Here is a 25487-nt window from a genome sequence, read left to right as displayed (position 1 = left end):
TTCTTTCCAGCATGGCGCAAAAAACGCTCGGATCCGCGCGGCAGATGGCGCAGAATGTTAGGCATGATGCGACAGATCGACGACAGGTTATTACAAATCGACGAAACGGATCGGCAGCTGATCGCGCTGCTCGAGGCGGATGCCCGGCTGCCGGTCGCCGATCTTGCCCGCAAACTGGGGCTGGCGCGCACCACGGTCCAGGCCCGCATCGACCGCTTGCTCGCGCGCGGCATCATCGCAGGCTTCACCCTGCGCCGCGGTGCCGCTCTGAAGGCACCGATCCGCGCCACGGTGCTGGTCTGCATCGAACCCCGCAGCCAGCCCGAGGTGCTCGCCCGGCTGCGCCAGATGCCCGCGGTCGAGGCAGCGCATACGACCTCCGGCCGGGTCGACCTGCTGGTGCAGGTGAGCGCGCGCAGTACCGAAGAGCTGGACGCCACGCTCGACAAGATCGCCGAGGCGCGCGGGGTGAAAAGCTCTGAGAGCCTGATCCACCTGAGCACGAAGCTGAACCGGGCGGGGTAGAGGCGCTCGCCCTGCGGTTTCGCCTTGTTTACGGGCGGGTAAGCGCCTTCAGAAAAAGCTCTGCGGGTCGATGTCGATCGCCATGCGCAGCTCGCCCTTCAGGCGGAACTGCCCGGCCCAATCGGCCAGCGCCGCCTGCAACGCCACGCCCTTCGGCGCCTTGACCAGCAGACGCACCCGGTGCCGTCCGCGCACCCGGGTGATGGGCGCCGGCGCCGGCCCGTAGACCTGCGCCCCGATGCGCCGCAATGGGCCATCCTGCCGCGCCATGGCAGCGCCAAGATCAAAGACCTCCTGCACCTCGGTCGAGGACAGGATGACCCCCGCCAGACGCCCGTAGGGCGGCATCCCGGCGGCGCGGCGCTCGTCGGCCTCGGCCTTCCAGAACCCCTCTTCGTCACCCGACAGGATCGCCCGGATCACCGGGTGCTCGGGCTGGAAGGTCTGCAACAGTGCCGTGCCCGGCTTCTCGGCCCGGCCGGCCCGCCCCGCCACCTGCCGCATCAGCTGGAACGTCCGCTCGGCGGCGCGCAGGTCCGAACCCTGCAGGCCAAGGTCGGCGTCGATCACCCCGACCAGCGTCAGGTTGGGGAAGTTGTGCCCCTTGGCGACCAGCTGCGTGCCGATGACGATGTCGGCGCCGCCCATGGCGATCTTCTCGATTTCCGCCTTGAGCTGCCGCGCCGAACCGAAAAGGTCCGACGAGAGCACCGCCAGCCGGGCGTCGGGGAAGACCTCCGCCGCCTCCTCGGCCAGCCGCTCGACCCCCGGCCCGACCGCCGCCAGCTTGCCCTCGACCTCGCAGGAGGGGCATTTTTCCGGCTTCGGCGTGCTCTCGCCGCACTGGTGGCAGATCAGCCGCTGCTGGAAGCGGTGCTCGACCATGCGCGCGTCGCAATGCGGGCAGGCGATCTGGTGGCCGCAGGCGCGGCAGATGGTGACCGGAGCATAGCCGCGCCGGTTGAGAAACAGCAACGACTGCTCGCCCTGCGCGATCCGCCGCTTCACCGCCGCCTGCAGCGAGGGCGAGATCCAGCGGCTGCCCGGCAGGTCCTCGCCGCGCATGTCGAGCGCCCGCATCTCCGGCATCACCGCCGGGCCGAAGCGCGAGACCAGATCGAGACGCTGGTACTTTCCCGCATCGGCATTGGCCCAGCTCTCCAGCGAGGGCGTCGCCGAGGCCAGAATTACCCGTCCGGCGCAGATCGAGGCGCGCAGCACCGCCATGTCGCGGGCATTATAGAGCACGCCCTCTTCCTGCTTGTACGAGGTGTCGTGTTCCTCATCGACGACCGTCAGGCCTAGATCGCGGAACGGCAGGAACAGCGCCGAACGCGCCCCCACCACCAGCTGCGCGCCGCCCTCTGCCACCTGCCGCCAGACCCGCCGCCGCTCGGTGACAGTGACGCCCGAGTGCCATTCGGCGGGCCGCGCCCCGAAGCGCGCTTCGACGCGGGTGAGGAACTCCGAGGTCAGCGCGATCTCGGGCAGCAACACCAGAGCCTGCCGGCCCTTGCGCAGGCATTCCGCCACCGCTTCGAGATAGACCTCGGTCTTGCCCGAGCCGGTCACCCCCTTCAGCAGCACAGTCCCGTATTTGCCCGAGCGCACCCCGGCGCGCAGCTCCTCCGCCGCGCCCGCCTGATCGTCGGTCAGCGCCTTGCCGCCGTAGTCGGGATCGAGCCGGGCGAAGGCGGTATCGCGCGGCGCCTCTTCCTCGCGCACCGCCCCTTGCTTGGCCAACCCCTTGACCACCGAAGAGGTCACCCCTGCAGCATCGGCCAGCTCCTTGAGGGTCAGCGAGAGGCCGCCCATCTCGTCGAGCACCTCCAGAACCCGGCGGCGCGCATCGGTCATCCGGTCGGGCTCGCTGTCGCCCTTGCGGTAGATCTTGCGCATCGCCGGCCCGTCTCCGAGCCCAGGCGCGCGGGTGGCCAGCCGCAGCATGGCGGTGCGCGGGGTCAGCGTGTAATCGGCCGAGCGTTCGAGGAACTCGCGCAGTTCGGCGCGCATCGGCGGCGCGTCGAGCACGCGAAAGGCGGCGCGGACCTTGGCCGGATCGAAACCACCCTGCCCCGGGCCCCAGGCCACGCCCAGCACCTTGCGCGGCCCCAGCGGCACCTCGACATAGGCCCCCTGCGGACAGCCGCCCGCCGGTGCCTTGTAGTCCAGCAGCCGATCCAGCGGCTGCGTGGTCAGCACCGAGATCAGCGTGCCTTCGTCGTAGAAATCATCCATTCGGGGCCGGTCCCTGCGCGTGTCGTCAAGGGTTTCAGCCCTTCCCTGCATGAGGTAAGACAGGCACGAGCGAATGCCAAGCCAAGCCTGGAGGGCTTACCCAGATGAAATTCTTTGTCGACACCGCCGACGTGGACGCAATCCGCGAGCTTCACGAGCTCGGCATGGTGGATGGCGTCACCACCAACCCCTCGCTGATCGCCAAGTCCGGCCGTGACATTCTCGAGGTCACCAAGGAAATCTGCGAGATGGTGCCGGGCCCCGTCTCCGCCGAGGTGGTCGCGCTCGACGCCGAGGCGATGATCGCCGAGGGCCGCAAGCTGGCCGAGATCGCGCCGAACATCGCGGTGAAGGTGCCGCTGACCTGGGACGGCCTGAAGGCCTGCAAGGTGCTCTCGGAAGAGGGCAACATGGTCAACGTGACGCTCTGCTTCTCGGCCAACCAGGCGCTGCTCGCCGCCAAGGCCGGCGCGACCTTCATCTCGCCGTTCATCGGCCGCCTCGACGATCTGAACCTCGACGGGCTGCAGCTGATCGCCGACATCCGCCAGATCTACGACAACTATGGCTACGAGACGCAGGTGCTGGCCGCCTCGATCCGCTCGGCCAACCACATGTCCGACTGCGCCAAGATCGGTGCCGACGTCTGCACCGCGCCGCCCGCGGTGATCAAGGCGATGGCCAACCATGTGCTGACCGACAAGGGCCTCGCCGCCTTCGTCGCAGACGCCGAGAAGGCCGGCATCAAGATCGTCTGATCCGGCAACCGCCGACGCGACATTCTTCCCGAAGGCCCGTCTCGCAGGAGGCGGGCCTTTTTCCTTGTCGTGTGGGGGCGTTGGCGTGGGGGCGTTGGCGTGCGGGGGCGTTGCCATGGCGGACGCGCGTGCAAGAGGCAGTGCAGACCTCATCGCAGATGTGCGTGTCGACACACCCCGCCGGGCCACCTGTCCACCCCTTTTAACCCCTTTCCATCGCTGCACGGGATGTCATCGCCGCGCCGTGCGTATTTGGAAAGAGAAGAAGCAGGGCGGTCCACCCCGCCCCCGGCGGCTGTTGTCTTGGAGGGACTTTGGCAGGCCGGGCGCGGGGCTTCTCCTCTTGCGGTCATCGGCTCGCCAGCCTGTACCGCGGGGACAGACTGCCCCGTCCATAGTTAACCCATGGTTATCCTCGACGGAAAAAGTCGCCGCGCCCGGCCCTTCTTCTCTTTCCAAATACGCAGATCCGGCGGCAGAGCCGGGACAGCCCTCAGAGGTTGGGCTCGCCCTGCAGGCCCAGCAGCTTGCGGAAGCCCGTCCAGTAGCCTGGCAGGCGCGGCGGCTGCGACAGCCCTTCCAGCGCCTCCTCGGCAAAGCGCGGCATGGCGCGCGGCGCAAACTCGCGGCCCCAATCGAGGTAGGCACCGGCATGCTCGGGGCGCAGGCGGCAGGCCGAGCCGACGAGGCCGACCAGCGTCTCGGGGGCCGAGTACCACTCGTCCTGGATGCCGGTGACCTTGGCCTTCATCAGCGGGCCGACCCAGCGCATCAGACGCTTTTCCGAGAACTGCAGCAGCAGCACGCCCATTTCCTCACGGCTGTAGCCGATCAGCGGCGGGAAGGTGTCGTAGAAGATCGCTTGGCCATCGACCACCGCGAAGTTCCGGATCGAGGGGTGGAATCCGACCCGGCCCTCGATCTGGTCTGCGTTGTTCCAGAACTGCGCGATCACCTGCCCGGCGCTTTCCATCATCGCCAGCGTCGAGGCGAGATCCTCGCGTTGCATGCGCGGGCGCATCAGCGAGGTCTCGGGCAGCGCTTCCTGCAGGATCACCGGCACCCGACCCGTTTCGGTCTGCATCAGCAGGAATTCGGTCTTCGGCAGCGGCACCCCGGTCTGCTCCAGCGCTGCAACGTAGGCATCATGCGCCTGCGCCAGCCGCTCCAGCGCGGCACCGTCGGGCAAGCCGCGGTAGACCTTGATCACCTTGTCGGCGAAGGGGCCGTCCACGGGGCGGAAGGGGGCGCAGAAATAGCCCAGCCGCGAGATCGGCTGGCCCTGCCCCTGCTGGTGGCGGCGGATCGTGTCGGCAAGCGCGGCGTGGTCGGTCATGTCTGTCTCCTGTTGACGCCCGCTTTACCCGTTTGCCAGCGCCTCCGCCACCTCTGCCGTCAGCGCCGCGACTTCGGCGCGGGCCGGGGTCTTACGCCCTTCGGCGGCGCTCTGCCCACGGCCGAAGGCCTCGGCGTAGCCGACGCGGTTGGCCAGCTGTGCACGCGCTATGGCGACGTCCATCGCCTGCACCGCCTCGGCGATCTCGCCCGACAGCCGCGTGCCGGGTCGGGTGCGGTTGAGCACCACCAGCGCCGCGCGATTCTCCCGCCGCGCGAGGTCGAGCACCCCCTCTGTGGCCCAGAGGTCGAGATGGCTCATCGAGACCGGCACGACCACCAGGTCGGCGGCGCGCAGCGCCGGGCGCAGGTCGCTGTCGGCCTTGGGCGGGGTGTCGACGATCACCACATCGTGGCTCGCCGCCAGCTTGCGGCACTCGTAGGTCACGCCCCAAGCGGAGGAGGTGGCGAATTCCAGCGCCCCGAGCGCTTCGGGATCGCGCTCGAGCCGGGTCATGAACCAGCGCCCGAGGCTGCCCTGCGGGTCGATGTCGACCAGCGCCACGGACTTGCCCTGCGCGAGAAAGCCGATGGCCAGATTGGCCGAGAGCGTGGTCTTGCCCGACCCGCCCTTCTGCTGCGCGACGGTGATCACCGATCCGGTCATGACGCCCCCCTGTGCGGTCCGACGGGCCCGCGCGGGGCCCTTCGCAGCTGCAGCATAGCCGAACGATACACTCCGTCCAGAGGACAGATAGCCCTGGGTGAGGATAGCTGAAAGCAACCGTGGCGGATCCGCCCGGGCCAATATTCACCCGCTCTTAACCAAGTTTCGGCGAGGCTTCGGAGCAGGAGGCCCCCGATGCGGCATCTGCTTGCACGCGCACTGACCTGCATCCTTCTTTCGACCGGCCTTCTCGGGACCGGCGCCGCCCCGCTCCGCGCCGGGGCATGGCTCACGCCGGAGGGACACGGCTTTGCCAGCGCCACCACCCGGCTCACCTGGCCGCAGGACGACGCCCTGCTCGGCTGGCAGCGGCCCGAAGGGCGCTACGACACGCTTTACCTGGAGTACGGGCTGGCCCGGCGGCTGACGCTCGGCGCCGATCTCGGGCGGTCGATCTCGGGCGGCGGCAAGGCGCTGGCTTTCCTGCGGTTCCCGCTGAAGGCAGAGGGTGCGCTGCGCCTGTCCGCCGAACTGGGGCTGGGCCGGATCGAGGGGGCGCAGGCGCTGCGGCCGGGGTTGTCGCTGGGCCTCGGCCATGCGGCGGGATGGATGAACGCCGACCTTCTGGCCGAGATCCGGCAGGGCGAGGGCACGGACTACAAGCTCGACCTCACGCTCGGGCTCAACCTGCCCCGCAAGCTGCGGGCGATCCTGCAGGTGCAGAGCGGCGTGCAACAGGGCGACCCGCCCTTCGCGCGGCTCGCCCCCTCGGTGGTGGTGCCCCTGCACAAGCACCTGCAGGTCGAGATCGGCGGCAGCTGGGGGGTGACCGGCGACGCCAGCGCCGGGCTGCTGCTCGGGATATGGAGCGAGTTCTGAAACAGACCCGGGCCGGCACCCTGCGGCACCGGCCCGGTTGGTCTCCGGCTGCTGCCGGGGTCAGTAGTCCATGCGCACCGTCAGCGTGAGATCCCCCAGCATTGGCTCGGGCCAGACCACATGCACCTCGTCCTTGGTGCTGCCGCCTTCGGTCATCGCATAGGGGGTGACGAACTGGCTGACGTTGCCGGCGTTGCGCGGTCGAGAGCGCAGCACGAGGCTCGGCACCTCGCGCGCCTGCCCGCCGAACGGCAGCTTGTTCTCGGTCTCCACCACCCAGGTGCTCGCGGGACTGTTCTGCGCGTGGTTCACCTGCAGCGGGTTCTCGGTCTGCAGGTCGATGTTGTGGAAGGTGTTCGACTGTACGAAGACCCGCCGCATCGCATCAAGGTTCAGCGGCGCGAAGGAGGTGTCGACCCGGTCGACCCGCACGATGCTGCCGCCGACGCAGCGGAAGAGGTTCCCCGACAGGTTCAGCCCGTTGACCATGTGGCCGGAGCCGTAGGGCTTCACCACCAGGAAGGAAAACCACTCCGCCACATCGGAACACAGCATCACGTTGCCGGTCACCGACAGGCCCGCGAAGCCGAAGCCGCCGGTGAAATCCGGCTCGGGCTCGCGCTCGTTGGTCCATTCTATGAAGCAATTGTCGATGTAATTGCCGGTGATCGTGGCGTTGCACGCGCGCAGGCACAGCACGATCCCTGCCGAGCGGATGCCCGCGCCGCTGTCGTCCCCCTGGAAGAAATGGTTGCCGGAGATCACCGTGTGCGCCCCCGAGATCACCGCGAAATGGCGGAACTGCGAGGCGCGGTTGTCGCGGATTTTCACGTCGTTGCCATTGGTGTTGATCGCGACGCACTGGCGGTTCTGCGTTTCCAGATCAGCCTCGGCGCTGATGAACTGGTTGTGGTCGATCAGCAGGCCCTGGCAGCCCTCGCCCGGCGAGGTGATGCCGCGATGGCCGGGCCGGTTGAACACGCAGTCGCGGATCACGTTCACCGTGCCCGCGGGCGGCAGAAGGACCCCGCTGGCCAGCTCGGAGCACTGGAATTCCACATCCTCGATCTCGAACTTTTCCAGCTTGGAGAAGCCGGAGAAATCCAGCAGGTAGCGGAAGCGGGTGAAGGTGTAGCTCTGCGTGCCGACGGCATCCGAGAGCGGCTGCGACAGGGTGATCTCGGCGGCGCCGACGTTCTTGGCCTTCACATAGATCTCGCGCCCCACCCCGGCGCCGGTCACCAGGCTGCCCACCTCGATGTTGGCGATGTTCGACACGTTGGTAAGCTGCCACTGGTTCGAGGCGGAATATGTCGCCGTGCCGGTCACGCTGGCCGCATCCCAGGCGCCACCGGTCTCGGCGCGGAGCTGGCCGTTGCGCAGCACCCGGCGCTGCGAATAGGTGTCGCGGTTGTCCACGGCGGCGCAGACGTCGAGCGGCGCAGTCATCGACACCCGCCGACCGCCGAGATCGAAACTCTCGTGGTCCGCATTGTTGAGCAGAGACTGCAGCCCCTTGGCCAGCGCCAGTTCCTCGTCACCGCCGAAGGCCGCGACATAGGCCGGCAGGTGAAAGTCCTTGGTGAGCGACAGGATCGCCGAGGCGGGCATCTCCACATGCCCCTCGAAGCGCACGGGGTTTTCCAGCGTCACCGAACTCGCCAGCCGGTAGGTCCCGGCGGGTACGATGATCTGGCGTCCGTCGGCCACGGCATCGGCGGCCTCGAAGGCCGCGCTGTTATCCGTGCTGCCATCGCCGAGCGCGCCGAAATCCCGCACGTCGACGCTGGCCATCATGTCGCGCAGGAAAACCTCGGTCACATCCTCGATCCGCAGATCGTCGATCCGGACCACGCCGCCGTTCAGCCCGGTCAGGTCGAGCCCGAAATGGCCGTAGGTCGGCGCCATACCCCAGACCAGATCGACCCCGCCCCGCGCGCCGGTGCCGACGATGGCGGAAACCTCGACCACCTCGCCGTAGCTGGTCAGCGCAACCGCGGCGGCCTGCAAGGGCAGCCCGCTCACCTCGACGTCGCTGCCGGTGCCCGCCCAGCCCGCGATGCGCACCGAGGGCAGGTTGCCCGAGATCGCCTTCACCCGCGCGGTGATGCGCAGGTAGACCCCCGGCAGGATCGGGGTCTGGCCCATGTAGCGCAGTTTCTGCGTGGCCTCGGCCTTCTGAACCTCGAGGCAGCCGCCGAAGTCCGCGTCCGCCGGGACATAGGCCGCCGCGGCGTAGGAGTTGTAGGTGTCCGATCCGGGCCGCCCGTCGCCCCGCGACCAGACGGCCAGTCCCTCGGAAAATGGCGTGGGGGTCAGCACAACCCCGTCGGTCACCGCAATGTTCATGCTTGTCCCTCTGCTCTGAAACGCCTCGCGGGTTCGCGCCGACCCCACGGGAGACAGAGCTAGAGGGCAGAGGTTAATGCGCTCCGCTGGCACCGCGCGGCGGACCGTGCCGGGGCGCAACAGGAGAGGCTGGGGTCACACCGCGGCTTCGGGCATCTCGAGGATGCGCACGCCGGCAATGCACCAGCGGCCGTCGATCTGCTCCATGGTATATTCGAGCAGGTGGGGGGCTCCCGCGGCATCGCTCACGTAGACGTTCTGCACCCAGAGGCCGCCGCGCTCGGCAAGCTTGCCGAAGCGCACATCACCGGGACTCCAGACCATCGGGTAGCCGTCGCGCACCATCCGGCCGAAGTTCTCCGGCGTGCCGAAAAGGCCCTGAATCCCGGGACTTGCGAAACCGAAGGCCGCGCCCTCATCCTCGGCCAGAAAGGCGTCCATCTGGCGCTGGATGGTCTCGGCGATCTCGGCCTGCTGCGCCGCCGCAGGACCTGCGAGCGCCAAGGCAACCACCAGCGAAAATGCTCGCGCGGAAATCAGGTTTCGCATGAAAAAAACCTCCCCGGAATACCCGAGGAGGTAGCTTTTCGTCGTGATGCGTCAAGCGCCTGGCAGGTCAGCCCAGCTCGCCTGCCAGACCCTTGCGGATCAGCGCGGCGGTCTCGGCGACGCCGTAGAGCGCGATGAACCCGCCGAAGCGCGGCCCCTGGCTCTGGCCCAGCAGCACCTCGTAGAGTGCCTGGAACCACTCTCGCAGGTTCTCGAACTCATGTGCCTTGCCGACCGAGAAGACCAGGGTCTGCAGCGCCTCGTCATCGACCGCGCCGTCGTAACCCTCGAGCTGCGCCGCGAGGTCTTCCATCGCCGCCCGCTCCTGATCGGTGGGCGCGCGGAACTGCTTCGTCGGCTTCACGAAGTCGTTGAAGTAGCGCACCGCGAAACCGGCAGCAGCGTCGAGGTCCGGGTGGGTCTTCGGCGCGGCATCGGGCGCATAGCGGCGGATGAAGCCCCACATCGCCTCCTTATCCTCGGCACCGGCAGCCGAGGCGAGGTTGAGCAGCATCGAGAAGGGCACGACCATCTTCGACTCGGGCACGTCGCCGCCATGGATGTGCCACACGGGGTTGGCCAGCTGCGCCTTCACATCCTGCGTCGGATAGGCCCGCAGCTGCTGGTGGTACTCGTCCATCGCCTTGGGGATCACGTCCCACCACAGGCGCTTCGCGGTCTTCGGCTTCTGGAACATGAAGTAGGACAGCGACTCGGAGGAGGCATAGGTCAGCCACTCGTCGATCGACAGGCCGTTGCCCTTGGACTTCGAGATCTTCTCGCCGTTCTCGTCGAGGAAGAGCTCGTAGGTGAAATGCTCGGGCGCACGCACGCCGAGCGTGCGGCAGATGCCGTCGTAGATCGGCGTGTTGGTCGAGTGATCCTTGCCGTACATCTCGAAGTCGACGCCGAGCGCCGCCCAGCGGGCACCGAAGTCCGGCTTCCACTGCAGCTTCACGTTGCCGCCGGTGACCGGGATGGTCCATTCCTTGCCGTCGTCATCGTCGAAGGTGATCGTACCCTCGGCGGCATCGACATTCTTCACCGGCACGTAGAGCACGCGGCCGGTCTCGGGGTGGATCGGCAGGAAGATCGAATAGGTCGAGGCCCGCTCCTCGCGCAGAGACTTCAGCATGATCTTCATCAGATCATCGTATTTCTCGCAGCAACGCAGCAGGATCTCGTCGAACTGGCCGGACTTGTAGAAATCGGTGGCCGAATAGAACTCGTACTCGAATCCGAAGGTGTCGAGGAACCGGCGCAGCATGGCGTTGTTGTGATGGCCGAAGCTCTCGAACTCCTCGAAGGGGTCCGGCACCGAGGTCAGCGGGCGCTGCAGGTTCTCGTGCAGAAGCGCCTGGTTCGGCACGTTCTCGGGCACCTTGCGCATGCCGTCCATATCGTCCGAGAAACAGATCAGCCGGGTCGGAATATCCGAGATCACCTCGAAAGCGCGGCGGATCATCGTGGTGCGCGCAACTTCGCCGAAGGTGCCGATGTGCGGCAGACCCGACGGACCATAGCCGGTCTCGAACAGCACATATCCCTTCTCGGGCGGCGTCTTCTCGTAGCGTTTCAGCACCCGGCGCGCCTCTTCAAAGGGCCAGGCCTTCGAGCTCATTGCTGCGTCGCGCAGTTCGGACATGAGGAAACACTCCATTAGGGAAGAAACGCCCGCGATCACGGGGCAGTGCGCCAGCCTCCTATTGCAGGCGGGCCATGGGGTCAATAAATTGCCCGTAGCATGATTTTTCCGGAGTATTCCAGTGCCCGACGCCGCCCCGCACCCGATGACACCGCAAGACTGTCTTGTCGCGCTGATGATCGCCGTCTCGGCCTCGGACGAGAACATGCGCACCGCCGAACTGGTGAAGATCGAATCCGCCGTGAACATGCTGCCGATCTTCAGCGACTACGACATCGACCGCATGCGCGTGATCACCGATCTGGTGTTCGACCTCTTCGAACAGGAAGACGGGCTCGATGCGCTCTTCGGCCTGCTGCGTGACAACCTGCCCGAGCGGCTGAACGAGACGGCCTATGCGCTGGCCTGCGACGTGGCCGCCGCCGACGGCACGCTGCGCGAGGAAGAACTGCGCCTGCTCGAGGAAATCCGCTACGAGCTGGACATCGACCGGCTGCACGCCGCCGCCATCGAGCGCGGCGCACGGGCGCGTCACCTGCGCGCCTGATCTCGCCGTTTCAGGACTTGGCTGGCCTCAGGGAGCTGAGGCCTCCGCCGCCTCGAGGCTCCCCGACGAGGTCTGCATAGTCGGTATCACGCTCGACGCCGCCACGGCCTCGGGGCCCTTCCCGTCCGGGAACAGGTGACCCCAGCGCCGGATCAGGTCCTGCTGCAGCATCTTTGCCCGGGTGTTCCATTCCATCATGCCCGGCGGGCGCTCACGCTGCTCGATCGGGATCGCGTCGCGGCGCGGCACGTCGCCACAGAAGATCGCAAACACCAGACCTTCGCCGCTCGGCTGGTCGACGTAGCCCGCCAGACCGCTGACGAAATTGAGCGTACCGGTCTTGGCATGCACCTCGAGCGTCGCGTTCTTCACCGGGCGGCCGCGGTTGTCGAGCACGGTGATCGGCTTCATCAGCGGCTTCAGGTTCAGTCGCCGCTCGGCCTGCAGCACCGCCGAGGCCACGTCCGCCGCCGCCACGCGGCTGTCGCCGCCCAGCCCCGAATGATCGACCATCGCAACATGGGTCAGCCCCATGCTCTCGCGCGCCCAGGTGTTCATCTCCTCGGCGGAATGCTTGATCGACAGCGCATGACCGAGCCGCTTGCGCGTGGCGGTCAGCCCCACCAGCTCGGCGGTGAGGTTGGTCGAATACTTCAGCATGTCTTTCAGCACGACATGCAGCGGCTCGCTCTCGACCCGCCCGATGAAGTCCACCGTCTCGACGCCATGCTCGATCACCGGCTCGGGAAGCTGCAGCCCATGCGAACCGGCGAGCGCTTGGAACACCTCGCCCACGTAGAGCTCGGGCTTGCGCACCGGCAGCCAGCGCGAGCCACCCTTGCCGAGCGCGTGTTTCGCCACGCTCCACTCGTCGCGGCCATTCAGGTCCTCGTAAGTGTAGATCGGCCCGTTGCGGTCGGCGACCTCCATATGCGCCATGCGCACGCCCTGCCGTCCGGCCATGGAGGGGGCGTCCATGCTGACCTCGTAGCCCTCCCCCTTGCGCTCCCATTCGAAGCTGACGCGGTTGTAGTTGAGGTTGATCCCCGCGACCGCCGGATTGTAGGCCACATGCACCGGCTGCTCGGTGTCGATGACCGGCGCATAGGGCAGCACGCCCCCATCGACGATGAAGCGCCCTGTGATCGACTTGATCCCCACCTCCTCGAGGCTGCGCGCCAGGGTCGCGAGCCCATCGGTGTCCAGCGTCGGATCGCCGCCGCCGACCAGCACCAGATCGCCGCGCAGTTCACCGCCGACGATCGCGCCGGTGGTCCAGAGCTCGGTCGAGAAACGGTAGTCCGGTCCCAGCACGTCGAGCCCGTAGGAGGCCGTCAGCGACTTGGCGACGCTTGCCGGTGGCAGCCCGAGCGTGCCGCGGTGGCTCTCCAGCAGCTGGCCAGTTGTGGCGCTCAGCACGGCGTAGCCCACGATGCCGTCACCGAGCCGCGCCTTGGCGATCAGCTCCTCGGGCGAGTCGGGTGCGGGCCCGGCCCGCTTGTCGCCGCGTGCGAACGGCCTGAGAGAGCGCGTCGGCGCCTCGGCAAAGGCCGGCGCGGCAGCGGAGGCGATCCCCGATGCAGCAAGCGAGAGCAGGAAGTGACGACGAGAGAGTCCGCGGTTCATTCCGACGATCTAACCGATGCGGAGGAGGCGCAGCAAGCACGCAGAGCGCCGCCCCGCTTCACATTTCCGCCGGTTCTCCGGCGGCGCTTCGCCGCCCCTGTGCCCGCAGGACGGTAGAGCTGAGATCCGACATGGGGAGATTGACGAAACACCAGCTCGGCGGCGCGCTGAAGGGCAGCAGCGGCGCGGCACTGCTTGGCAGCCGCGCATGACGGAACACAGAGGCTGCGACCGATCCCTGCGCGGCAAGTCGGCTACCGGGGCGCGCCAGCACGCCGACGGGCACGCGGCGCATGATGTCCTGCCAATCCTCCCACCGGTGCAGCTGCGCCAGGTTGTCGGCGCCCATCAGCCAGACGAAGCGCACGCCGGGATGGATCTTCTGCAGCTGCGCCAGGGTGCGGGCGGTATGCCGCGTTCCAGCCAGCGCCTCGAAGCCGCTGATGCGCACGCGCGGGTGCTGCATCAGCGTATGGGCGGCGGCGATGCGCGCCTCCAGCGGCGCGGGACCCTGCGGTTTCAGCGGGTTGCCGGGGCTGACCAGCCAGATGACCCGGTCGAGCCGGAACCGTTTCAGCGCCTCGAGCGTGATGCGGACATGCCCTGCGTGCGGCGGGTCGAAGGAACCGCCGAGCAATCCGATCCTCTGCCCGGGTGTCAGATGAAACCCGGTCTGATGCGCAGTCGAGAGCATTGCGCGCCTTCCTTCAGGAATGAATGCCCAAAGACACCGGATTTCGTTTTGGGTTCAACCGGATTTTTCCGGCTTCGGGCCGTCACCCCCTGCGGATCCCGCAAAACAAGGCATTTGCTTTCCCCCCGCGCGGTGCCATACACGCCCGCAAAGCTTTTTCACCGGAGGAACCGATGGCCAGCTATCAGTACGTCTACCACATGGACGGCGTCTCCAAGACCTATCCCGGCGGCAAGAAATGCTTCGAGAACATCCGTCTCAGCTTTCTGCCCGGGGTGAAAATCGGTGTCGTCGGCGTCAACGGCGCCGGTAAATCGACCCTGCTCCGCATCATGGCGGGCATCGACAAGGACTTCTCGGGCGAGGCCTGGGCCGCCGAGGGCGCCAAGGTCGGCTACCTTCCGCAGGAGCCGGAGCTCGACCCCGCCCTCGACGTGCGCGGCAACGTCATGCTCGGCGTCGCGGCCAAGAAGGCCAAGCTCGACCGGTTCAACGAACTGGCAATGAACTACAGCGACGAGACCGCCGACGAGATGGCGCAGCTGCAGGACGAGATCGATTCGCAGAACCTGTGGGATCTCGACAGCCAGATCGACGTCGCCATGGAAGCGCTGCGCTGCCCGCCGGACGAGGCGGATGTGACCACCCTCTCGGGCGGTGAAAAGCGCCGCGTGGCGCTCTGCAAGCTGCTGCTCGAAGCGCCCGAGATGCTGCTGCTCGACGAACCGACCAACCACCTCGACGCCGAGACCATCGCCTGGCTGCAAAACCACCTCATCGAGTACAAGGGCACGATCCTCTGCGTCACGCACGACCGTTACTTCCTCGATGACATCACCGGCTGGATCCTCGAGCTCGACCGCGGCCGCGGCATCCCCTACGAGGGCAACTACTCGAGCTGGCTGGAACAGAAGGCCAAGCGCCTCGCGCACGAGGCCCGCGAGGACAAGGCCAAGCAGAAGACCCTCGAGCGCGAACTCGAGTGGATGCGCCAGGGCGCCAAGGCCCGTCAGGCCAAGTCGAAGGCACGTATCGCGGCCTACGAGGAAATGGCCGGCCAGTCCGAGCGCGAGAAGGTCGGCAAGGCCCAGATCATCATCCCCAACGGCCCGCGCCTTGGCAGCAAGGTGATCGAGGTCGAGGGCCTGAAGAAGGCCATGGGCGACAAGCTCCTGATCGAGGATCTCGACTTCTCGCTGCCGCCGGGCGGCATCGTCGGCGTCATCGGCCCGAACGGCGCCGGCAAGTCGACGCTGTTCAAGATGCTCACCGGACAGGAACAGCCGGACGAGGGCTCGGTCACCTATGGTGACACGGTCAAGCTCTCCTACGTCGATCAGTCGCGCGACGATCTGGCCAGCGACGCCACGGTCTGGGAAGCGATCTCCGGCGGAGCCGAGATCATCCAGCTGGGTGACGCACAGATCAACTCGCGCGCCTATTGCGGTGCCTTCAACTTCAAGGGCGGCGACCAGCAGAAGAAGGTTGGCCTGCTCTCGGGCGGCGAACGCAACCGCGTGCACATGGCCCGCCTGCTGAAGGAGGGCGGCAACGTCCTGCTGCTCGACGAACCGACCAACGACCTTGACGTGGAAACCCTCCGCGCCCTCGAGGACGCACTTGTCGACTTCGCCGGCTGCGCCGTGGTGATCTCGCACGACCGCTTCTTCCTCGACCGGATTTGCACCCACATCCTCGCCTTCGAGGGTGAGGCCCATGTGGAATGGTTCGAAGGCAACTTCGAGGACTACGAGGAAGACAAGAAGCGCCGCCTCGGCGCCGATGCGCTCGAGCCGACCCGCGTGAAATTCAAGAAATTCGCGCGCTGAGCCGGTTTTCGCTCAGCCCCGATCACAGCCAGGATGACCCCGCGCACACTTCCGTGCGCGGGGTCTTTCGTTTTCCGCGGCGGAGGATTAGGTGCCCCGTCGCGGGAGATGCGGCGAAGCGCCCGGCCTTCCGTGCAACACACGCATAGACCTCAAGAGTTCGAAATGAGCACGCAGTCAGCACAGAAATCCCGCCAGTCGGCGTCCAAGCAACCGGAACCCGCGCCAGAACCCGCGTTCCGCTTCACCGACTGGGCGATGATCTGACGCTCAGGTGGCGACCAGCGCCACCGCCCACATGCCAAGGCCGAACACCGTGTGGGCCAGCAGACCCAACGCCCGCCCCTTCCAGGGGGTGGGCGTTTTCGACAGGGCCCAGCCCAGCCCCATGCCGGGCTGCAGCAGGAACCAGCCCGCCGCGATGGTGACCAGCGCGAAGAGCCAGAGCGGCAGGAAACGCGGCTCCTCCAGCCATCCCGGCCCCGCCAGCAGCACGAAGATCACCCCGTAGGCGACACCCACCGCGTAGTGAAAGCTCCAACCGATGGCGCTCTCGTTCGCAACCGGAGGCGTGGCGGCGATGTCGTCGTGAAAGACCTTGCCCTGCAGAACGCGGACCACCCAACGCCCGGGATTGCGCCAGGCCGGCTTCGGATAGCCGAGCACCAGGTGCAGAAGCAGCGCCCAGAGATCCATGGCAACGGTCCCGCCCAGACCCATGGCAATTCCGACAAGTACCTGCTGCATCACCTAACTCCCTGCTCGCCTGACAGGGTTGCCCTAACAGCTATGTGACCACAAGGCCGCTTCGATTCATGGCATCGGGAGTTGCGACAGCGCGGGCCGAGCTATACACGCTCCAGAAAGACTGGTTTGCTTCGTGCCACCCCCAAATGGCGGAAACGCTTCGGACTTCGTTCGGCAAGCCCTTGATGCAAATAGCGACTATCTTGCCGAACCGGTGGCGGAGACCCGCCCCCGCCCCTCGAATCGCCTTGAATTTCGGGCTCGATCATGGCAGCGTCGTGCCCGCTTAGGCTTCTATTCGACGACCCAGTTCCTACCCGGCACGCAGTCTATCGATACAGACGTTTCTACGCCGGGCTGCCGCAGTTCCGTGGGCAGCACACAGACAGGAAGGGGTTTATCCCATGGCAACTGGTACCGTGAAGTGGTTCAACACCACCAAGGGTTATGGCTTCATCGCTCCCGATGGCGGCTCCAAGGACGTCTTCGTCCACATTTCTGCAGTCGAGCGTTCGGGCCTGACCGGCCTCGCCGACAACCAGAAAGTGACCTACGAGCTGCAAGCTGGCCGTGACGGCCGCGAAAGCGCCGTGAACATCCAGCTCGCCTGAGCACCGGATTTCGCGGGGGACCTCCCCCGCAACGCGAAGGGGCGGCCCAATTGGGACCGCCCCTTTTGCTTTGCTGGCGTCTCGTTGACACGCCGATGTCTTATTCCGCAGTGTCTCGCTTTGCCTGTGCCGCGCCAGATCAGAGGCCGCGCTGCACCTCGCGCAATGCACTCTGCGCCAGCCGAAGCTTCTGACTGTGGCTGCGCTTCACCGGGCGATGACGGATCGGTCGGTTGCGGCGTGTCTGGCTTGCGGCATAGCTCGACGCCGCGCGGCGAATGATGTTTGCAAGGGACATGGGGTCCTCCGGGTCAGATCAGGCGCCCCGTGCGGGGCTTGCCCTGAAAACCCCTCGCCCCCCGATCGGGTTCCCCCTTCAGGAGAAGGCGTGGCCGGCCTTGACCCCGAGCTTGCGGAAAAGAATTGCCGCCGGGCAGAAGCCGGTGATCGCCGATTGCATCAGGTTGAGCCCGATGAAGACGGTAAACCAGACCCAATAGGGCGAGACCCAGACGGTCAGCGCCACGCTCAGCAGCACCATCGCCCCGGCAAACAGCATTACGGCACGGTCCAGTGTCATGTCCTGCACTCCTTCAGACCTCCGGATGCCCCCGCGGCATCTCACTGATACCAACCTAGGCCTGAAGGCCTTCAAATTCAATATTCAGAATGTTAAAGACGGGCAGCTCAGCGGAACAAACGCCAGCCTGCCAGAAGCCGCGTCGCGGTGGTCACCCCGCAGGCCGCCGCAAAGACCCAGGCCAGCGGCACGAAGGCCGAGGGAAAGAGGCAGATGGCAACGAAGAGCGCGATGGTCTCCGCTCCCTCGGTCAGCCCGCCGAGGTAGTAGATGCCCTTGCTGGGGTAGTCTGCCGCCGCCATCCCGCGTCTCTCGGCGATCAGCGAAAAGGCCAAGAAGGACGATCCGGTGCCGATGAAGCTGGCGATGAGCGCGGCGGCGGCCAGCGCATTGGACCCCGGGTCGGCGAGCGCAAAGCCGAGCGGGAAGAGCGCGTAGAACAGGAAATCGAGCGCGATGTCGAGAAAGGCCCCGCGGTCGGTCGGCCCCGCCCTACGGGCGATCTCGCCGTCGAGCCCGTCAGCCAGCCGGTTCGCCGCCAGCCCGGCCAGCGCCAGCCCGAAAGCACCGCAGGCCGCGGCCCCCGCCCCCGCGAGACCGCAGATAAAGCCCGCCAGCGTGACCCAATCGGCCTTGATGCCCCGACTATGCAGCGCGCGGGCGACGGGATGCAGCAAGCGGCGCTGCAGCGGAAGGAGGTAAGCGTCGATCATGGCGGCAAGTCTTGGACCGGCTTCGCCCGGCGTTCAAGCGGCTGTGCTCAGGAGACCCGCCGCGCCCGCAGCGTCAGCACCTGCCGCAGCGTTTCGCTCGGGGGGACTGTGCGGAAGATGTCGCCCATCATGGCGAGGTCCGCGCGCAGCCCCGCGATCCAGCCGCCGCGCTTGTCGTGCTTCCACGGGCTCTCGACCTCGGGCCAGCGCACCACGGCGACGCGCAGTCCCGCCTCGATCCAGAGGCTGTTCATGAAGACCTCGAGCCCGAAGCGCGGCAGCGCCTGCAGCGCGTCCATCTGCGCCGCCAGCACGGAGCGGGGCATGACCCGCTCACCCGAGATGTAGTCAATGCCGATCACCCGCCAGAGCAGGGGCGCGTTGCGGCGCAGGCTCATGGCGGCATCCGCGGTGCCCTCCAGCACCGGCCCGGCCAGCGCCGTCAGATGCTCCGCGTCCAACCCAATCAGATCGCTGTCGAGCAGCAGCACATGCGCGCCCCGCGCCTCGGCAATGCCGCGCGCCACGGCCCGGGTCTTGCCGCCGTTCCGCGGCTGCCGCAGCACGCGCAGCTTTGCGTGCCCCCGCCCCTCGGTCTCGGCCACCTCGGCGGTGCCGTCGGACGAGCCGTCATCGACCACCACCACCTCGCCGATCAGCGGGTGATCCAGCACCGCCGCCAGCACAGCCCCGATGCGTGGAGCCTCGTTATAGGCGGGAATGATGCAGCTGAGGGTGCAGGCAGTCATGGCTCGCCTCCCATCTTGAGGCCGGTCTTCATGCCGCGCCGCAACAGCCAGCCCGCGCCGAAGAGCACCAGCCCACCCAGCAGAACCAGAGAGGCGCGGGCGATCCAGTTGTCGATCTGGCTGTAGGCCGAGCCCAGCGTATAGCCGAGCGCGACGAAGAAGAGGCTCTTGGGGATGGTGGCCAACGTGTTGACCCAGAAGAAACGCCAGGCCGACATCTTTGCCAGTCCCGCGGCCACAAGGATCGGTGCCCCGGCGCTATGGGTGATCTTGCCGATTACCAGCGTGCGCCCGCCCTTGTGGTGGAAATGCCCCGCGAGCGCGGCCAGCCGCGCCCGGTTCAGTCCCATCTTCATCAGCCACCGCTGCGGCAGCCGGTTCAGCCCCCAGCGCCCGATGGCGTAGTAGAGCATGTCGCCGACGATATCGGCGGCGATCACCACGAGCGTGACGCTCCAGATATCCAGCAGGCCCCGGCTCGCGAGCCAGGCGGCGATCACCGTGACGATCGGCCCTTCGAGCATGGCGATGGGGGCAAGGATCGCCAGGCCTTCCTTGGCGATCAGGGCGGTTACGGTTTCAAGTCCGATCAAGGTTCTACTCCGCGGGCCCCGCAGCCGTCTTTGCACTGCTGTCCGGGCCCATGTCCGTTCCGCGCCAGGAGATGCCGCGCCCTGCCCATGTGGCCACCCAGATCGCCGGGAGCAAGAGGTCGCGCACCAGCATGGCGGCGAGGTCGCGCGCCCCGGCGGGCCATCCCGCCACGCGGCACAGCGCCCATTCCGCACCATACCACACCAGACCCAGCACCGGGAGCATCCACACGCCCGCCACGCCAATCGAAACCAGGCCAATCAGCCCGACCAGCGGCAGCAGCGGCCCTTGGGCGATCTCGCCCACGAAGAGCCCCGGAAAGCCGTCGCGCCTCACCCGCGACCAGCGCAGCTGCCGGTCCCAGACCGCGCGCGCCCGCCGCCTGCCAATGGGCTGCGCGAAGAGCCGTCGCGCCAGCCGCACCTTCAGTCCCTGCTCGCGTACCATCTTGGTCGAGGCGACATCCTCGGCAAGGTTGCGCCCCAGCGCCTCCAGCCCGCCGCCGGCCTCGAGCACCGCGCGTTTCCAGAACAGCGTCTTGCCTTGCGCGAAGCCAAGCCCGAGGCTGTCCGCCGCCAGCTGCCAACGCCCCTGCGAGCTGTTGAGGAAGGCGCATTCGACCGCGCCCCAGAAGTTCTCCGGACGGCTGCCCGCCGGCGGCGCGGAGACGAGGCCCGTGTCATCACGCCAGGTGGCCACGAGCCGAGTCAGGTAGTCGCGGTCGAGCAGCAGGTTGCTGTCGGTCATCACCAGGCCATCGCTCTGCGCGGCGGCGACGCCCTTGAACAGGTTGTTGAGCTTGGGATTTCCGGTCAGCCGTTGCTCACCGATGAGAAGCTGCGCGTGCACTTGCGGATGCTCGGCGATCAGGCGGCGCACCAGTGGTACTGCGGCATCCGCCTCGCGGGCAGCGCAGAAAATCACCTCGTAGGCAGGGTACGCCTGGCGGAAGGACGAGCGCAGCGTCTCCTCGTCGAAGGCGTCGAGGCCGCAGACCGGTCGGATCAGTGACAGGAACGGCGTGTCGCGCGGTTCGGGCTGCGGCCCGGGTGTCAGGTAGCGCCAGCCTGCGAGCGCGGCGCTCGCCAGGTGGATGGCCAGCGGAACAACGACAAGCAGGGCAAAGACGAGCAGCATCACATCGCGCCTTCGGCCAGTGCGCCGTCCTCGGCGGGGCGTTGCTGGACCACCGGACGCGGCACGGCAACCGGCACCGGCGCGCGCTCGTAGCTGAGCAGACGCATCTTGCCGTCGAAATCCTCGGCCAGCGCAGTCAGGCTATCGACCCAGTCGCCGCAATTGGCATAGACGAGTCCGTTGTGCTGGCGCAGCCCCGGCTTGTGCGAATGGCCGCAGATCACCCCCATGGCGCCTGCCGCCCCCGCCAATTTGGTCAGCTTCCGCTCGAAACCGTCGCCCATGGCCAAGAGGTTGTTGGCCGCCGAAAGCACCCGGTCGACGAAACTCTGTTCCCATTCGGTCAGCCCCGCGCGGCGACGCAGGTAGCCGTCAAGCTGGCGCAGCAGCGCGTCGGCGCGGCTGCCCAGCCGGGTCATGAAATGCCAGCGAAGGATGCGCGGGTCGCATTGGTCGCCGTGCAGCACGAGGTAACGCCGCCCGTCCGCGGCCTTGTGGACCACCGCCTCGCGCAGCTCCCAGCCTTCGATCGCCGCGCCGGGCGCGCGCATGCTGGCGTCGTGGTTGCCCGGCAGGTAGACCACTCGCGTTCCCGCCTTCGCCCGGCTCCGCAGCTCTGCCATGATCGCGTCATGCGCCGCCGCCCAGTGCAACCGGCCTCCATGCCAGAGATCAAAAATATCGCCTACGAGGTAGATTGTCTCGGCCTCGACACCGCGCAGGAAGTCGAGAATGGGACCGGCCCGGCAAGCGCGCGCGCCCAGGTGCAGATCGGAGATGAACAGGCTGCGGTATGGCGTGCGGGCGTTCCGGGCATCGGAAAAGGTCGGCATCCGGGCAGGTTCCTTCACTGTTCGCCCGCCTTATGGCGAACCGATGTATCGTCAGTGTGACGATTCCGGCGCAGAAACGCGCAGATATCGCCGTTGGTTCCCCTGTCACCCCCAAAATCCTGTTGTCCGCGCCGTGACTTGCCAACAGCGCCGCCCTCCGCTCACCGTCCGAGCCCGGCCGCCTGGGCGGGACTTGGCGCTTGGTCGGCGTTCCCCCTCACTTGGGGAAGAGCAGCGTCACGCCAAAGCGTGCCCCCCAACCCTCGGGTCCGTTCGGCGCGGAGTCGGCGTAATAGCGCACCCCGCCCTGCCAGCTCACCGGCGTGCCACCTATATGGCCGAGCTTCGAGGCCAGCAGGCCGATCGGCGCCGAGTCGGTGTCATTCACCCAGTCATGCGTCCACTCCGCCTGCAACGTCGCGGTCCAGCCGTTGTCGTAGGCATAGGCGAGGAACGGCTGGGTGAAGGTCGAGTCGATCTCCACCGGCCCGTCCCAATCCCAGAGGTGGTTGGCCAGCACACCCAGCGTCCATGGACCGTTCTGCTTCAGCACGACACCGGTGACCCCGGCAGCAAAAGTGTCGAGACCCAGGTCATCCTCGGAGGCCGTGGGAAAGAGGAAGGCCGGACCAACGCCCCAGATCAGCCCACCCGGCGAAGGGTTGGGCGAGAAGAAGAAGCTCTGGGTGGTGTCGCCGAGCCCCCAGGCATCCTCTCCCGGCGAGGGCAGGTTGTACTGCGACACGACCGGCACGATGGTCCGCGAGATCAGGTTCCATCCGCCGCCGAGGTCGAACGGAATCACCGGCTGGATGTTCATCGTCCAGCGCTCGCCCTTGCCCTTCGGACCCATGTTGTCGTCAAAGTTGAACTGGAAGGGCACCGAGATCAGCGAGGCGACAGGGTTGGAAAGCTGCTTCTGCAGCTCCGCCGCGTCGCCGGGTGCCTGGGCAAACGCCGGAGAGCAGAGGAACGTCGCGGCGATACCTGCCACCGAAGCACGTGGGGAATAAGTCATGGGATCGCTCCGATTGAATGTCATGGAAAAAATGGGGGTCGGATCACACTTACGAAAACTCTAGGCGATCTTACCCAAAGTACGAAACAACTTTTCCGCGCATCGGCTTACCCCAGCGGAAACCGGACAATCGAGGCACAGCGTAGCGCCGCGCTGCAGGGTGCTGAGGGACATGCGCCCCCGGCCGGACGCAGGGCGCGAAAGGCCACGCTATGCGCCGATGTCGTCGAGAATTTAGGGAGTGGATGCACCTTCCGAAAGGTGCTTGGCAGGGGCAGCAGGGTTCGAACCCGCGACCTACGGTTTTGGAGACCGTCGCTCTACCAGCTGAGCTATACCCCTGTGTAAGGCGCTCTCTAGAAGGTTCTGAGGGCGTGGTCAACAGGGGAACCGCGGGAATTTCGGCTTCCCTCGCGATGCCCGGAAATCCTCTGCCGGACGCGGCGCGACTGCATCACTTTCCGTCTTTCGGCGGCTCGTAGGTCAGCAGTAGCTTGTAGCCGCAGATCGCCCCGAGACCGAGGAAGACCACCGCCCAGCCCGGCGCGCCGATCTGCGTCTCCATGAGGCCCCAGCCAAAGCAGACCAGCGTGATCGCCACCCGCAGCCAAAGCGGACGGAAGAAGGGGTGGGAAAAATCGAACACGCAGGCCTCCTACCTCGAATTTCAACTCTCCTAGCAGCTCGCCGCCCCTCCGGTCACCCCCGGAAGCGTCCCTGCTCCGGCTCTGCATCTGCGAACAGCGCCCCCGCGCCGGTGCAGGAGGACGACCGCGCCGGGCCTGCCTATCTCTGCCTCCAGACACCACGCAGCCCCTCATCCGAGAGACCCGCCATGCCGCCTCGCAACCTACAGAACGACCCGACGCCCCTCTTTCACCACGTTCTGCACCAGCCGGAACAGCCCGATGGATCCGCCCTGCTACTGCTGCACGGAACCGGCGGCAATGAAACCGACCTGATCCCGCTCGGCCAGGCGCTTGCTCCGCGCAGCAGCCTGCTGGGCGTCCGGGGCCGTGCCACCGACGAGGGCGTCATTCGCTGGTTCCGCCGGCTCGAGATGGCACGCTTCGACCAGCAGAGCATCCGTAGCGAGGCGGACGCCTTCGCAGACTTCCTGCCCGAGCTGCTGCGTGTAAAGGGCATCGACCCGGCGCGCCTCACGGTGCTTGGATATTCCAACGGCGCTAACTTTGCCGCCGCGCTGATGGCCCTACACCCCGGCCTGTTGGGCCGCGCGGTACTGTTGCGTCCGATGCTTGTGCTCGACGAGGCGCCGCGGGTCGATCTCTCTGGCACCCGCGTGCTGACGGTGTCCGGGCAGGCCGACCCCTACGGACGCTACGCCCCCGCGCTCACCGACTGGCTCAGGCGCAGCGGCGCGACGCTCGATGTCCGCGCGCTCCCGACGGGTCACGGACTTAGCCAGGCCGACCTGAATGTGACAGCGGAATGGCTCGGACTGCACCGAGCCTGACGGAGAAATGCACGCATAGCGAGAATTCTTTAGAAAGTTCGCCCGCAATATGGCACGCTGCGCATATGGAGCCCGCATTGAAATCAACATGGCCCGGCGCCGCCACACGCTATCTCGCCCTGCGGCTCGCGCCAGGAGAAGACCTGCGCGCCGCACTGCAAGAGGCCTTTTCAAACGAGCGCGAGCATGCGGGCTTTGTTGTCGCCTGCGTCGGTAGCCTGACGAAAGTCAGCCTCCGGCCAGCGGGACGCGACGCACCTCTCTCGCTCGAGGTCACGCTGGAAATCGTGTCGCTTTCGGGGACCTTCTCCGAACACGGTCCGCACCTGCATATTGCAGTTTCCGACTCGCGGGGCTCGATGCTGGGCGGGCATCTTCTCGAAGGCTCCATCGTGCGCACAACCGCCGAAGTGATCCTCGGCCTCGCACCGGTCCACTTCAGGCGAAAGGTGGACCCGCGCACCGGCTATCCGGAGCTCGTCTTCGAGTAAGCGCCGCCGGGCGGTGGACAGGCTCCGGTCAGCCGAAGAAGGCTCGCCGCAAGAGGTTCAGCGCCGCCACCAGCAGGACGATCAGGGTGAGCTTGCGGAACATCGCTTGGTCGATGCGGTCGTGGATTCGCCGGCCCAGCCACATGCCGCCCATCGCCGGGACCAGTAGCGCCGCCGAGAAGGGTGCGGTCTGTGCGTTGAACACGCCCGACACCGTATGCGCTGCGACGAGCGAGATCGCTCCCAGCCCGTAGGCGACGCCCTGCACCCGGATCTGGTCGCGCTTCTCCGTGCCGATCGCGGTGAGGTAGGCCACGAAGGGCGGGCCCCAGACCCCGGACATCCCGCCGATGAACCCTGCGATCGCGCCCACCGTCGCCTCGATCCGCGGGGTCGCCCCGTTCGGCAGGTTCGGCCGCCAGCCCGCCAGCTGCATCAGACAGAAGACGAAAACCGGCCCGCCAATCATCGCCAACAGCACCTGCACGGGCAGCACCCGCACCAGTTGCGCCGAGAGCACCAGCATGATGAAGGCGACGACCAGCAGGACCTTGAAGCGCTTCACCGTATCCCAGGCGGCCCGCGGTCCCTCGCCGAACGCCTGCAGCGCATTGGTCGCCACCGTCGGCAGGATCAGTCCGGCAAGCGCCAGCTCGGGCGAAACCACGGAGCCCAGTCCCGAGATCATGATCATCGGCATGGCGAAACCGACCATGCCCTTGACCAGACCGGCCAGTGCTGCAACGGCGAAGGCGAGCGCCAAAGTGGCGGGCGATACGAGCGTGAAGAGTGCGTCCATAAAGCGCTCATATCATGGGGTGATCCACCCGGCAGCCGCAATCTTTAGGGTAATATTGCAAACTACACAGCTGCCATTTGGGTATTTTTGTTGCGCT

27 protein-coding genes and 1 tRNA gene are annotated in these 25487 nt (G+C 66.9%); 8 read left to right on the top strand and 20 right to left on the bottom strand.

The features are described from left to right. Positions 1–66 precede the first annotated feature (66 nt). Positions 67–525 (top strand): Lrp/AsnC family transcriptional regulator, encoded by a 459-nt coding sequence (locus tag BM397_RS10905; RefSeq protein WP_092424071.1) that lies wholly within the window; start codon positions 67–69, stop codon positions 523–525. Between the two features lie 48 nt (positions 526–573). Here the strand turns inward: BM397_RS10905 and BM397_RS10900 are convergent, their stop codons facing one another. Continuing rightward, a complete protein-coding gene (locus tag BM397_RS10900; protein WP_092423820.1) occupies positions 574–2763 on the bottom strand; it encodes a primosomal protein N' in 2190 nt (729 codons plus the stop codon). A 104-nt stretch (positions 2764–2867) separates the two neighbouring features. On the opposite strand from BM397_RS10900, the gene fsa reads away from it, so the two are divergent. Continuing rightward, positions 2868–3521: a fructose-6-phosphate aldolase gene (fsa, locus tag BM397_RS10895; protein ID WP_092423818.1), complete on the top strand. Its 654-nt coding sequence runs from the start codon at positions 2868–2870 to the stop codon at positions 3519–3521. A gap of 493 nt (positions 3522–4014) precedes the next feature. Here fsa and BM397_RS10890 read toward each other — a convergent pair whose 3' ends face one another. Beyond that, positions 4015–4857 carry a DUF6206 family protein gene (locus BM397_RS10890; RefSeq protein ID WP_092423816.1) on the bottom strand — a complete coding sequence of 281 codons (843 nt, stop codon included), beginning with the start codon at positions 4855–4857 and terminating at the stop codon, positions 4015–4017. A gap of 24 nt (positions 4858–4881) precedes the next feature. Continuing rightward, positions 4882–5523 (bottom strand): ParA family partition ATPase, encoded by a 642-nt coding sequence (gene parA, locus BM397_RS10885; protein ID WP_092423814.1) that lies wholly within the window; start codon positions 5521–5523, stop codon positions 4882–4884. 195 nt (positions 5524–5718) lie between these two features. Between parA and BM397_RS10880 the strand changes: the two genes are divergently transcribed. Then, a complete protein-coding gene (locus BM397_RS10880; RefSeq protein WP_245696044.1) occupies positions 5719–6402 on the top strand; it encodes a hypothetical protein in 684 nt (227 codons plus the stop codon). 60 nt (positions 6403–6462) lie between these two features. Here BM397_RS10880 and BM397_RS10875 read toward each other — a convergent pair whose 3' ends face one another. From BM397_RS10875 to BM397_RS10865, 3 genes are all read right to left on the bottom strand, one after another. After that, complete coding sequence (locus BM397_RS10875; protein WP_092423812.1) at positions 6463–8751, bottom strand: right-handed parallel beta-helix repeat-containing protein; 2289 nt, start codon at positions 8749–8751, stop codon at positions 6463–6465. Between the two features lie 135 nt (positions 8752–8886). Further along, a complete protein-coding gene (locus BM397_RS10870; RefSeq protein WP_092423810.1) occupies positions 8887–9300 on the bottom strand; it encodes a DUF4864 domain-containing protein in 414 nt (137 codons plus the stop codon). A 67-nt stretch (positions 9301–9367) separates the two neighbouring features. Then, positions 9368–10945 carry a lysine--tRNA ligase gene (locus BM397_RS10865; RefSeq protein ID WP_092423808.1) on the bottom strand — a complete coding sequence of 526 codons (1578 nt, stop codon included), beginning with the start codon at positions 10943–10945 and terminating at the stop codon, positions 9368–9370. Between the two features lie 121 nt (positions 10946–11066). Here BM397_RS10865 and BM397_RS10860 point away from each other — a divergent pair, with 121 nt between their 5' ends. Beyond that, positions 11067–11492 (top strand): tellurite resistance TerB family protein, encoded by a 426-nt coding sequence (locus BM397_RS10860; RefSeq protein ID WP_092423805.1) that lies wholly within the window; start codon positions 11067–11069, stop codon positions 11490–11492. Positions 11493–11519: 27 nt separating this feature from the next. Here BM397_RS10860 and dacB read toward each other — a convergent pair whose 3' ends face one another. Then, a complete protein-coding gene (gene dacB / locus BM397_RS10855) occupies positions 11520–13118 on the bottom strand; it encodes a D-alanyl-D-alanine carboxypeptidase/D-alanyl-D-alanine endopeptidase (protein WP_092423803.1) in 1599 nt (532 codons plus the stop codon). 58 nt (positions 13119–13176) lie between these two features. Continuing rightward, on the bottom strand, positions 13177–13812 hold the full coding sequence (locus BM397_RS10850) for a nicotinate-nucleotide adenylyltransferase (protein ID WP_092423801.1): 636 nt from the start codon (positions 13810–13812) through the stop codon (positions 13177–13179). Positions 13813–13985: 173 nt separating this feature from the next. On the opposite strand from BM397_RS10850, the gene ettA reads away from it, so the two are divergent. Then, positions 13986–15641 (top strand): energy-dependent translational throttle protein EttA, encoded by a 1656-nt coding sequence (gene ettA / locus BM397_RS10845; protein WP_092423799.1) that lies wholly within the window; start codon positions 13986–13988, stop codon positions 15639–15641. A 270-nt stretch (positions 15642–15911) separates the two neighbouring features. Here ettA and BM397_RS10840 read toward each other — a convergent pair whose 3' ends face one another. Next, positions 15912–16388 carry a DUF2938 domain-containing protein gene (locus BM397_RS10840; RefSeq protein ID WP_092423797.1) on the bottom strand — a complete coding sequence of 159 codons (477 nt, stop codon included), beginning with the start codon at positions 16386–16388 and terminating at the stop codon, positions 15912–15914. A gap of 404 nt (positions 16389–16792) precedes the next feature. Between BM397_RS10840 and BM397_RS10835 the strand changes: the two genes are divergently transcribed. Further along, positions 16793–16999 carry a cold-shock protein gene (locus BM397_RS10835; RefSeq protein ID WP_066104551.1) on the top strand — a complete coding sequence of 69 codons (207 nt, stop codon included), beginning with the start codon at positions 16793–16795 and terminating at the stop codon, positions 16997–16999. Positions 17000–17138: 139 nt separating this feature from the next. Here the strand turns inward: BM397_RS10835 and BM397_RS29290 are convergent, their stop codons facing one another. The 10 genes from BM397_RS29290 to BM397_RS10790 form a co-directional block, all read right to left on the bottom strand. Further along, positions 17139–17297 (bottom strand): hypothetical protein, encoded by a 159-nt coding sequence (locus tag BM397_RS29290; protein ID WP_176806595.1) that lies wholly within the window; start codon positions 17295–17297, stop codon positions 17139–17141. Between the two features lie 78 nt (positions 17298–17375). Continuing rightward, positions 17376–17579: a YgaP family membrane protein gene (locus BM397_RS10830; RefSeq protein ID WP_092423795.1), complete on the bottom strand. Its 204-nt coding sequence runs from the start codon at positions 17577–17579 to the stop codon at positions 17376–17378. 107 nt (positions 17580–17686) lie between these two features. Next, entirely contained in the window at positions 17687–18292 is a 606-nt protein-coding gene (locus BM397_RS10825) for a CDP-alcohol phosphatidyltransferase family protein (protein WP_092423792.1), read from the bottom strand. A 47-nt stretch (positions 18293–18339) separates the two neighbouring features. Beyond that, positions 18340–19041 (bottom strand): glycosyltransferase family 2 protein, encoded by a 702-nt coding sequence (locus BM397_RS10820; protein WP_092423790.1) that lies wholly within the window; start codon positions 19039–19041, stop codon positions 18340–18342. Then, complete coding sequence (locus BM397_RS10815; protein WP_092423788.1) at positions 19038–19634, bottom strand: DedA family protein; 597 nt, start codon at positions 19632–19634, stop codon at positions 19038–19040. Before BM397_RS10815 ends, BM397_RS10820 begins: the two co-directional genes overlap by 4 nt. A gap of 4 nt (positions 19635–19638) precedes the next feature. Continuing rightward, positions 19639–20772 (bottom strand): ceramide glucosyltransferase, encoded by a 1134-nt coding sequence (locus tag BM397_RS10810; protein ID WP_092423786.1) that lies wholly within the window; start codon positions 20770–20772, stop codon positions 19639–19641. Next, positions 20772–21605: a UDP-2,3-diacylglucosamine diphosphatase gene (locus BM397_RS10805; RefSeq protein WP_092423784.1), complete on the bottom strand. Its 834-nt coding sequence runs from the start codon at positions 21603–21605 to the stop codon at positions 20772–20774. The genes BM397_RS10810 and BM397_RS10805 overlap by 1 nt, the downstream gene beginning before the upstream one ends. Before the next feature lie 217 nt (positions 21606–21822). After that, complete coding sequence (locus tag BM397_RS29695; protein WP_092423782.1) at positions 21823–22623, bottom strand: hypothetical protein; 801 nt, start codon at positions 22621–22623, stop codon at positions 21823–21825. Between the two features lie 266 nt (positions 22624–22889). Next, positions 22890–22965: transfer RNA gene (locus BM397_RS10795), tRNA-Trp, on the bottom strand. 112 nt (positions 22966–23077) lie between these two features. Next, positions 23078–23269: a hypothetical protein gene (locus BM397_RS10790; RefSeq protein ID WP_092423780.1), complete on the bottom strand. Its 192-nt coding sequence runs from the start codon at positions 23267–23269 to the stop codon at positions 23078–23080. Positions 23270–23458: 189 nt separating this feature from the next. Here BM397_RS10790 and BM397_RS10785 point away from each other — a divergent pair, with 189 nt between their 5' ends. Further along, positions 23459–24100, top strand: a complete 642-nt coding sequence (locus BM397_RS10785; protein ID WP_092423778.1) for an alpha/beta hydrolase — start codon at positions 23459–23461, stop codon at positions 24098–24100. Between the two features lie 65 nt (positions 24101–24165). Next, positions 24166–24591, top strand: a complete 426-nt coding sequence (locus BM397_RS10780) for a PPC domain-containing DNA-binding protein (RefSeq protein WP_092423776.1) — start codon at positions 24166–24168, stop codon at positions 24589–24591. A 28-nt stretch (positions 24592–24619) separates the two neighbouring features. Here the strand turns inward: BM397_RS10780 and BM397_RS10775 are convergent, their stop codons facing one another. Continuing rightward, positions 24620–25390: a sulfite exporter TauE/SafE family protein gene (locus BM397_RS10775; protein WP_092423774.1), complete on the bottom strand. Its 771-nt coding sequence runs from the start codon at positions 25388–25390 to the stop codon at positions 24620–24622. Positions 25391–25487: the final 97 nt, after the last annotated feature.

The sequence above is a fragment of the Alloyangia pacifica genome (assembly GCF_900116195.1).
GTDB classification, from domain to species: Bacteria; Pseudomonadota; Alphaproteobacteria; order Rhodobacterales; family Rhodobacteraceae; genus Salipiger; species Salipiger pacificus.
The sequence above is the reverse complement of the archived record's forward strand: the minus strand, read 5'-3'. Positions and strand labels throughout refer to the sequence as shown.

Excerpts from the sequence above, each read along its gene's own strand:
- BM397_RS10905 (WP_092424071.1), top strand. The coding sequence starts at position 67 with ATGCGACAGATCGACGACAGGTTATTACAAATCGACGAAACGGATCGG.
- BM397_RS10900 (WP_092423820.1), bottom strand. The coding sequence starts at position 2,763 with ATGGATGATTTCTACGACGAAGGCACGCTGATCTCGGTGCTGACCACG.
- fsa (WP_092423818.1), top strand. The coding sequence starts at position 2,868 with ATGAAATTCTTTGTCGACACCGCCGACGTGGACGCAATCCGCGAGCTT.
- BM397_RS10890 (WP_092423816.1), bottom strand. The coding sequence starts at position 4,857 with ATGACCGACCACGCCGCGCTTGCCGACACGATCCGCCGCCACCAGCAG.
- parA (WP_092423814.1), bottom strand. The coding sequence starts at position 5,523 with ATGACCGGATCGGTGATCACCGTCGCGCAGCAGAAGGGCGGGTCGGGC.
- BM397_RS10880 (WP_245696044.1), top strand. The coding sequence starts at position 5,719 with ATGCGGCATCTGCTTGCACGCGCACTGACCTGCATCCTTCTTTCGACC.
- BM397_RS10875 (WP_092423812.1), bottom strand. The coding sequence starts at position 8,751 with ATGAACATTGCGGTGACCGACGGGGTTGTGCTGACCCCCACGCCATTT.
- BM397_RS10870 (WP_092423810.1), bottom strand. The coding sequence starts at position 9,300 with ATGCGAAACCTGATTTCCGCGCGAGCATTTTCGCTGGTGGTTGCCTTG.
- BM397_RS10865 (WP_092423808.1), bottom strand. The coding sequence starts at position 10,945 with ATGTCCGAACTGCGCGACGCAGCAATGAGCTCGAAGGCCTGGCCCTTT.
- dacB (WP_092423803.1), bottom strand. The coding sequence starts at position 13,118 with ATGAACCGCGGACTCTCTCGTCGTCACTTCCTGCTCTCGCTTGCTGCA.
- BM397_RS10850 (WP_092423801.1), bottom strand. The coding sequence starts at position 13,812 with ATGCTCTCGACTGCGCATCAGACCGGGTTTCATCTGACACCCGGGCAG.
- ettA (WP_092423799.1), top strand. The coding sequence starts at position 13,986 with ATGGCCAGCTATCAGTACGTCTACCACATGGACGGCGTCTCCAAGACC.
- BM397_RS10840 (WP_092423797.1), bottom strand. The coding sequence starts at position 16,388 with ATGCAGCAGGTACTTGTCGGAATTGCCATGGGTCTGGGCGGGACCGTT.
- BM397_RS10835 (WP_066104551.1), top strand. The coding sequence starts at position 16,793 with ATGGCAACTGGTACCGTGAAGTGGTTCAACACCACCAAGGGTTATGGC.
- BM397_RS29290 (WP_176806595.1), bottom strand. The coding sequence starts at position 17,297 with ATGTCCCTTGCAAACATCATTCGCCGCGCGGCGTCGAGCTATGCCGCA.
- BM397_RS10830 (WP_092423795.1), bottom strand. The coding sequence starts at position 17,579 with ATGACACTGGACCGTGCCGTAATGCTGTTTGCCGGGGCGATGGTGCTG.
- BM397_RS10825 (WP_092423792.1), bottom strand. The coding sequence starts at position 18,292 with ATGATCGACGCTTACCTCCTTCCGCTGCAGCGCCGCTTGCTGCATCCC.
- BM397_RS10820 (WP_092423790.1), bottom strand. The coding sequence starts at position 19,041 with ATGACTGCCTGCACCCTCAGCTGCATCATTCCCGCCTATAACGAGGCT.
- BM397_RS10810 (WP_092423786.1), bottom strand. The coding sequence starts at position 20,772 with ATGCTGCTCGTCTTTGCCCTGCTTGTCGTTGTTCCGCTGGCCATCCAC.
- BM397_RS10805 (WP_092423784.1), bottom strand. The coding sequence starts at position 21,605 with ATGCCGACCTTTTCCGATGCCCGGAACGCCCGCACGCCATACCGCAGC.
- BM397_RS29695 (WP_092423782.1), bottom strand. The coding sequence starts at position 22,623 with ATGACTTATTCCCCACGTGCTTCGGTGGCAGGTATCGCCGCGACGTTC.
- BM397_RS10785 (WP_092423778.1), top strand. The coding sequence starts at position 23,459 with ATGCCGCCTCGCAACCTACAGAACGACCCGACGCCCCTCTTTCACCAC.
- BM397_RS10780 (WP_092423776.1), top strand. The coding sequence starts at position 24,166 with ATGGAGCCCGCATTGAAATCAACATGGCCCGGCGCCGCCACACGCTAT.
- BM397_RS10775 (WP_092423774.1), bottom strand. The coding sequence starts at position 25,390 with ATGGACGCACTCTTCACGCTCGTATCGCCCGCCACTTTGGCGCTCGCC.